The sequence below is a fragment of the Sulfitobacter sp. UBA4523 genome (assembly GCF_002388305.1).
Classification (GTDB): Bacteria; Pseudomonadota; Alphaproteobacteria; order Rhodobacterales; family Rhodobacteraceae; genus Sulfitobacter; species Sulfitobacter pontiacus.
This window is the reverse complement of sequence record NZ_DGMH01000052.1, coordinates 3,057-8,051: the sequence shown is the minus strand read 5'-3', so window position 1 is coordinate 8,051 and position 4,995 is coordinate 3,057. Positions and strand designations below refer to the sequence as shown.

General features: G+C 56.0%; 7 protein-coding genes. 3 read left to right on the top strand and 4 right to left on the bottom strand.

What is annotated here, in order from left to right; translation table 11 throughout:
* Positions 1-141, bottom strand: a 141-nt coding sequence (locus B3849_RS13080; RefSeq protein ID WP_286780275.1) for a homogentisate 1,2-dioxygenase, incomplete at its 3' end; no start/stop codon positions are given.
* Between the two features lie 289 nt (positions 142-430).
* On the opposite strand from B3849_RS13080, the gene B3849_RS13075 reads away from it, so the two are divergent.
* The 3 genes from B3849_RS13075 to B3849_RS13065 all read left to right on the top strand — a co-directional run bounded on the left by B3849_RS13075 (position 431) and on the right by B3849_RS13065 (position 3,404).
* Positions 431-1,486, top strand: coding sequence for a glycosyltransferase (locus B3849_RS13075; RefSeq protein WP_278425696.1), 1,056 nt, complete (start codon positions 431-433; stop codon positions 1,484-1,486).
* A gap of 309 nt (positions 1,487-1,795) precedes the next feature.
* Positions 1,796-2,641, top strand: a complete 846-nt coding sequence (locus B3849_RS13070; RefSeq protein ID WP_037953478.1) for a glycosyltransferase family 25 protein — start codon at positions 1,796-1,798, stop codon at positions 2,639-2,641.
* Between the two features lie 22 nt (positions 2,642-2,663).
* Positions 2,664-3,404, top strand: a complete 741-nt coding sequence (locus B3849_RS13065; RefSeq protein WP_278425695.1) for a hypothetical protein — start codon at positions 2,664-2,666, stop codon at positions 3,402-3,404.
* On the opposite strand, the gene B3849_RS13060 is transcribed toward B3849_RS13065, so the two are convergent.
* The 3 genes from B3849_RS13060 to B3849_RS13050 all read right to left on the bottom strand — a co-directional run.
* A complete protein-coding gene (locus tag B3849_RS13060; RefSeq protein WP_286780274.1) occupies positions 3,401-4,186 on the bottom strand; it encodes a glycosyltransferase family 25 protein in 786 nt (261 codons plus the stop codon). The genes B3849_RS13065 and B3849_RS13060 overlap by 4 nt on opposite strands.
* Before the next feature lie 190 nt (positions 4,187-4,376).
* On the bottom strand, positions 4,377-4,541 hold the full coding sequence (gene ccoS / locus B3849_RS13055) for a cbb3-type cytochrome oxidase assembly protein CcoS (RefSeq protein WP_286780265.1): 165 nt from the start codon (positions 4,539-4,541) through the stop codon (positions 4,377-4,379).
* On the bottom strand, positions 4,538-4,995 hold a 458-nt coding region (locus tag B3849_RS13050; RefSeq protein ID WP_286780264.1), incomplete at its 5' end, for an HAD-IC family P-type ATPase. The genes ccoS and B3849_RS13050, both read right to left, overlap by 4 nt.

The window sequence follows — 4,995 nt, the reverse complement described above, 5'->3', positions numbered from 1 at the left end:
CGGGCTGTTCATCCCTTGCGGCAAGGCATCCGGCAGCGCCTCTGTCTCGAAATCATTCCCGAAGCCCGGCATATAACCGGCGTTGGCCCCGGGAAGAGACGGGGCTTGGGTCATACGGGTCGGATGTTTTTCGACAGTCATACTCGGCTCCTCGCGTTCCACTAGCGATTGCCTAAAGGTTGCATTTGTAACTAACAACTGGTTTTTTTTGGGGGGACGGTGTGAGGTGGTTTGGGGGCTGGGTAAAACATCTGGCGCCAGTTCCGCCGCGCCAAGGCTGGCCCCGCTACAGCCACCGGACACGTCCCGAACAGATAACGGCATCTTAACACGGCATCCTTGCAAAAACCGTTCTGGACTTCATAACGCCCGTGCGCATTATCTACCGTTTGGTCTATGCAACGCCCAAAGCGCGTATTGGAGAAAATATATGAAAACGATAGTTCTCGCTGTTTTCAGCCTACAGGGCGGTGGTGCAGAGCGCGTTGTTCAGACCTTGGCCCGCACTATGAATGCCATGGGCCACCAAGCACATATCGTTGTTTTTAAAGACGACATCGATCACGATCTCGACCCTGAGGTGCCAATTCACAGGTTTCCATATCGGCTTTGGCGTTCATTGCCGCGCAAAATCCGGGGCAAAGTCGCGGCCATGGCTTTCGACAGATTTGTCAAAAAACATATAGGTGTGCCTGACCTCGTTCTCTCTAATCTGTTCCCAGTTGATCTCATCCTCTCGCACAGCCAACTGCCGAATGTTCACTTTGTCATGCACAGCACTGCGTCACATGAATATGCCCTGGGGGGTCAGCAAAACGCGGAGCTGGAAAAACTGCGCCGCGTCTACAGCGGAAAAAAATGTATCTGCGTCAGCAAGGGCGTCGAAGAGGACATGCAGGCGCTGTTTGGGAAATCGCTCGAGACCCGCACAATCTACAACCCGGTTGAACCGGCTTTGATCCAACAGCAGGCTGGTGAACCAGTGCCGCCCCGGAAGGACTATATCGTCAACGTAGGCAAGTTCAAAAAAGCCAAGCGCCACGATCGTCTGCTACATGCATATGCGCAGGCAAAGACCCCGTATGACCTGCTGCTCGTCGGGACCGGACCCTTGCTGGAAGAAACCAAAGCATTGGCGCATTCTTTGGGCATCGCGGACCGCGTGCATTTTGTGGGCTTCCAGAAAAACCCGTTCCCGTTGATCAAAGCGGCAAAATTCATGGTTGTATCGTCGGAATATGAAGGGCTGAACATGACGATCCTCGAAGCGATTGCCCTTGGTGTCCCCGTCATCAGCACGGATTGCCCCTCGGGGCCGGCTGAAATACTGCCCACACAAAATCTCGTGTCACCACCCGATAACATCGAAGCGCTTTCAGCCCGAATGACGGAAGCTTCAGACAACCCGGAGCGTTTCAGGATCGATTTCCCCGAAAAGTTCGATGCCAAGGCCGTGACCCGCGCTTATATGAGCCTGAGCGCTTGATGGATATGCCCGGAAACATTCGACGACAAGATGTACTGATGACCTCGAGGCGCAATGATCGGCACTCAACATGATCAGGCGATACATAGCTTTCATAGCCCGGTCACAAGTTGTTGCGGCTGAAAGTGGGGAATGCCTCGTGAACACTAGATATTTGGACTCAAAGAGTGATCTTGACCAACAACCTGAAGTCGTATCCTAAGGGGTACCTAACAATATCTGGTCCGATCAAGGTTTTGGCCACACATGTGCAAACTGGAACAAGTAGAGGTACTGGATACTGTCCAGTTGTAAATAACGAGGAACTCTGTGGATACTTACCTGATCAACCTAGAGCGGCGCCCTGACCGACTGTCGGAGGTTTCGCGAAAGATGGCTGAACTAGGGTTGCCATTCAAAATCTTCCGCGCCGTCGATGGCCATGACGATGATGCTAAGCTCCCAGATTTGAATAGACATCTATTTGTGATCAATCAGAAAAAGCAGCCCGTGCGCGGTGAAATTGCTTGCGCAGCCTCGCACATCGCCGTTTGGCGGCAGTTTCTTGAAACAGACGAAGAATATGCACTGATCCTTGAAGATGATATTGATATCGCACCGGATTTGGAGATGGTTCAGAAGCAAATGCCCGGCCTTGGCCTGGATTTCTTGAATCTCTCCTCTAACGCGCCTTACACCTACACGCTGGATGAAGAGACACTCAGTCAACTTGCGAACGACGCAGTTAGAACACGCCCAACGGTGTTTGAACGGTCACGGCGTCGCCTATGGCGCAGGCTTGAATGGCGTAGACGTTGGCGGATTTTTCACCTTCACCCGCTCCCCAACGGCCATGTGGCGTGTGAATGTGATCCGGCACCGCTACTGGGAAGCGGGTACATCGTTTCGCGTCGTGCGGCAGAGGCGTTTCTGCAGACCACCGAGCACCTCTTCTTTCCGATCGATCTCGTTTGGCGGCACGCCCCGGGCATGCTGCGGCAGGGCTTTTTAGCCCGACCTATTGTGACGCAAACTGACAAGGACTCCGATATTCCGGGGCGCTTTGACCAAGGAAAGATGGCGCTGAAATACCGGCTTCTCAGACCCTTCCTAAAAAGCCGAAGACTACGTCGGCGGTTTGATGTACTGCGTCTTTACGGAGTGTTGCGCCACTAACCCGATAGGAAAAGCGAGACCAATGCGAAAGAAACCCGGACGGCTTAGACGGTTTTTATCCCTCAACCAGCATCGCAAACGCTGGGGGGCGCGCAGGCATGCGGCGGCGGAACATGATCTAGCCGAGCTCAAAGCGACGATGATTGACGCGGGCGATCCGGTTCAGACGCGGGGGTCAGCGAAATCCATCGACCTGCATCTGCAAAATCTAAGGACGGAATTTTCGGGGCAGTCTGCGCTGCTACTTTATCATGCAGAGTTGATCGTGCTGATCCGGCGCGACCACAACCTGGCTGAAACCTATCAAAAATTCCGCACCCTGTGGATGGCCGAGGGGGACTTCCTGCGGGAGAAACTGAATATCCGCTGGCTTGTCTCAGCCACCGACACATTTGCGGCCCATGATAGCGATATGGCGGTGCGCGCAGTTGCCATGATGACAAGCGCGGTCGTTAACACAGTTAAAATGTACGAAAGTGAACGGTATCTGACGGATACCTTGGACACCACGATGGCTCCGGCACATGTCGAGGATGTTCAACACCGGCTCATCCCGCTTTTCGAAGGCATGTCCTGCTTTACCGTCGGAACGGATGACACCCTGCGCAATATGGTCTGGAGGATGGAACCGTTTATGGCGCTTGATCCCGTCGGGCCCATTTTCCAGGAAATCTGGGCGCGGCTGCAGATCAATGACACCGCGTTTGCGCGCTTTAAGGCACAGCACAAACGGGATAAAACAAGCTGGTGGGACGAGGCTTAGCGCCGCGGCTCTTGGGGGGCCGTATAAAACTCGGCGGGTGACAATGATATCTCGCGGCGTTCGGCATCCACGGCATGCAGCAAAGCCTGCATGCCCATGCGAAGTTGGGCGGCGATGCGGCGCAGCTTGAACCTCGCGGTGGTTGGCTGCCGTGTCGGCACACCGGCCCCGATCAGCGAATGTGTCTTAAGCCCGACCGCAACGCCGTAAGCCTCCGCTTGGTCGATCTGGATCGCGCAGGCCGGTTCGACCTGATAGCTCTTAAGCTCGTAAGCACCACAGATCATCGCATCGGCAAGTGCTGCCTGTGTCTTTGCGCGCTGCAACAGTTTTGCCGCCCCTGACGGCCATAGCACATATGCGGCGGCACCGCTGCGATCCTGATAGAGACGGCGCATAACGTGGTCGTCTGTCAGCGGTTGTGCGTCTTTGGCGACAATCTTCCGACGCTGGCGTACCTCAAGCGTCAGATGGTCGACATCCACCAGCCCGCGACAGGACTTGAGCAATACCTGCGTCGCACGAGAAAGCACGACATCGTCCTCAAGGATCAACGCAGGCTCCTCCAAAGCCGCAACACGCTCCCATGCTGCTACGTGGCTCAGAAAACAAGCTTTCTCGGTTTCCTTAAGGGGGCGTTGCCAACTGGCCCAATAGGCCGCGTTATGCGATCCGCTCTGCGCATCGGGCGTAACGGCTTCGAGCCGCTCATAGGGTAGACCTAGCGCATCCATCTGTTGCGCCATAAAGGCCATACGGTCCAGAGCCGAAGCGACGTTGATGATGATCGACAGTATGAGGAGCCCCTCCGGACAGATGGCGTGCGACTACCGGCTTCTATCAACAGTCACCTCACACGGCAATCTAAGATGATTATTCTCGCCCCCGGTGATCCTAATGGGGCCGAGGATGGGAGCGGCCATCAGATCCGCTGCTGCGTGGTAGGCTGTGACACGCGTCCTAAGCCAAACTCTACCCCTCTTCACCTTCAACACTTATGTCATCCTCCAGCAAGATACGCGCGGCATCGCCCTCCAGGTCTTCGTACTGACCACTGCGTAATGTCCACAGACAGGCGATCAGCCCTACTGCGCCGAGGCATATGGAAACGGGGATCAGGACAATCAGAATATTCATCGACGCAACGCATTCAGGACGACAAGGATGGAGGACGAAGACATGACCGCCGCCGCCATCAGCGGTGTGGCAAAGCCCATGACCGCGACCGGGATCGCCACGCAGTTATAGGCGGCGGCGAGAGCGAGGTTCTGCTTGATGCGGCTGCGCGCCCGACGTGCAAGCATCAGGGTCTGCGCGACGGCACCTAGAGTGCCACCCAGAATGACCCCGTCCGAGGCGACCCTTGCCGCGTCCAGCGCTGAACCGGGGGCGAGCGATGCATATGCGGCGGCAAGCGCTGCGGTGTCATTCAGCCCGTCACCCACCATCAGCACCCGCCTGCCCTGTTCGGACATGCCACGCACCAGATCGACTTTCTCGTGCGGCAAGACACCGGCATGTATCTGATCAATCCCAAGCTTTGCGCCAAGGGCGGCGGCGCGGGCCGATGTGTCTCCGGTGACCATCGCGA

What these genes read in the sequence shown, in the direction of transcription:
- B3849_RS13075 (WP_278425696.1), top strand. Translation starts at nt 431, where the DNA reads ATGAAAACGATAGTTCTCGCTGTTTTCAGCCTACAGGGCGGTGGTGCA.
- B3849_RS13065 (WP_278425695.1), top strand. Translation starts at nt 2,664, where the DNA reads ATGCGAAAGAAACCCGGACGGCTTAGACGGTTTTTATCCCTCAACCAG.
- ccoS (WP_286780265.1), bottom strand. Translation starts at nt 4,541, where the DNA reads ATGAATATTCTGATTGTCCTGATCCCCGTTTCCATATGCCTCGGCGCA.